Origin of the sequence: Armatimonas sp. (assembly GCF_043760365.1) — a bacterium.
In the GTDB taxonomy this organism is placed as follows: domain Bacteria; phylum Armatimonadota; class Armatimonadia; order Armatimonadales; family Armatimonadaceae; genus Armatimonas.
The window spans coordinates 1-1,691 of sequence record NZ_JAYUPA010000455.1; the positions used below are offsets into that span (position 1 = coordinate 1).

3 protein-coding genes are annotated in these 1,691 nt (G+C 60.7%); 2 read left to right on the forward strand and 1 reads right to left on the reverse strand.

The features are described from left to right. Positions 1–101 precede the first annotated feature (101 nt). Positions 102–590 carry a GNAT family N-acetyltransferase gene (locus tag ACH2EH_RS10700; protein WP_395141513.1) on the forward strand — a complete coding sequence of 163 codons (489 nt, stop codon included), beginning with the start codon at positions 102–104 and terminating at the stop codon, positions 588–590. Next, a complete protein-coding gene (locus ACH2EH_RS10705) occupies positions 581–1,228 on the forward strand; it encodes a hypothetical protein (RefSeq protein WP_395141515.1) in 648 nt (215 codons plus the stop codon). Before ACH2EH_RS10700 ends, ACH2EH_RS10705 begins: the two co-directional genes overlap by 10 nt. On the opposite strand, the gene ACH2EH_RS10710 is transcribed toward ACH2EH_RS10705, so the two are convergent. Next, positions 1,225–1,691: ADP-ribosylglycohydrolase family protein (locus ACH2EH_RS10710; protein ID WP_395141517.1), on the reverse strand; the 467-nt coding region annotated here is incomplete at its 5' end. The genes ACH2EH_RS10705 and ACH2EH_RS10710 overlap by 4 nt on opposite strands.

Here is a 1,691-nt window from a genome sequence, read left to right on the forward strand (position 1 = left end):
AGACCAGGGCGTGAAGCGTCTACTTTTTTCATACGGTCAAGCTCCTTGGTGCAGTATTATCCGTTCCCAGAGATTTGTCAAGCACGGGTACAATAGCGATTATGTCCCTCTCCGTTCGATCTGCAACACGCTCCGATGCTTCAGGTTTTCTTGCACTCATCCAGGCACTGGCAGACTATGAAGAGCTTGCTGGCCCTACCGAGGATGCCAAAGAGCGCCTGATTGCCGATGCATTTGATGGTCACACGCCCCGATTTTTTGTCCATCTGGTCTTTGAGGACGAAGCCACGAACCCGGAGCCGCTGGGCTACACGATCACTTTCTTTACCTACTCGACTTTTCTGGCCAAGCCGACGCTCTATCTCGAGGATTTATTTGTGCGACCCGAAGCGCGCTCGAAAGGCGCGGGCGGTGCGCTCTTTGATTTCCAGGTGCGCGAGGCCAAGCGCTTGGGCTGTGGGCGGCTGGAGTGGACGTGTCTCGACTGGAACACGCTGGCGCAAGGGTTTTACGAAAAACGCGGCGCACACCATCTCGATGACTGGCAGGTGTACCGACTGACCGAGGAGGACTTTGCACGTTGGAGCTAACTGACCCGGAACTAGCCGTTCTCTGGCACCTCTACGACTCCGGGCCGCGTGAGCCGATTGTCCTGCTGGACGATGCCCGAAACGCACCACCGCCGCCAATTCTGCGAGGTCAGCTCTCCGAGGATCACGTGGCGCAGGCGCTGGCAAACTTGGCTGACCGTGGCCTGGTGCGGATCTGGGGCGAGCAGGAGCTGGAGGAGGAGGTGCAACGCTGGGAAAACGAACCCCTGCCGCTGGGCTTTGGGGTGGATCTTGGCGATCTTGATCCCGGCTCGGCAGATCTCACGCGCGAGGGCTGGCGCTTTGGCCTTGATCGCTGGGGGAGGAATCGCCGTTTCACAACCTACGACGATAGCACACTGGGGGTCTTGATTATCTACGGTGAGTCGCCCGCGGGTTGCATGAGCGAGCGCGACCGGCTGACCTATAAAGTGGATCACGGCCAGTTCTACACCTACGGCCTCGTCGCGCAGCCCGGCCCCGTGACACAAGTAGGGCAGATCGAGAACGTCCGGGGCTGGTGGTACAACCGCTTCCACCTCATCCGCCCCGGCTACTCCGCCCGTATTGACTACGTGCCCGCAGAACCCACCCCGCTCGTTCCTCGCGACCCTCCCTCAGGGCAGGGAGGGTGTTAGTCCCAGTCGGTCATCTTGCCATTGAGTGGCTCGCGGGCTGCGAGCCACTCTGTGGGAATCGGGGCGCGTAGGGAGATAATGCCTCCGACAATCGCGCAGGTTGTGTCACGATCCCCAAGGCCCGAAACCGTGAGCCAGAGCGCCTCTTCGTAGCTGTCCAGATGCATCCCGGCGCACCAGAGGCAGAACGGAACCGTGTCTTGGCACGAGACGCCCGATCCATTGCCTAGTGCTGCAACTGCCGTCCAGACGTTTTGCGCGTCCAGCCGAATCGCTTTTGCAATCCCAGCACGCACCAGACTGTCCGGGACGTGTGGCAGAACCGCCTCCAGAAACATTGCACGCGAGATTTCTTGCCCCCGCGCCTGCCAAGCAACCGCTGCCGCGACGGCAACCGCAATCGCACCCGCAATTCCCTCCGAGCTGGCATGCGTCACCACTGCGCTCTTCACTGCCTCGGCTT

Excerpts from the sequence above, each read along its gene's own strand:
- ACH2EH_RS10700 (WP_395141513.1), top strand. The coding sequence starts at position 102 with ATGTCCCTCTCCGTTCGATCTGCAACACGCTCCGATGCTTCAGGTTTT.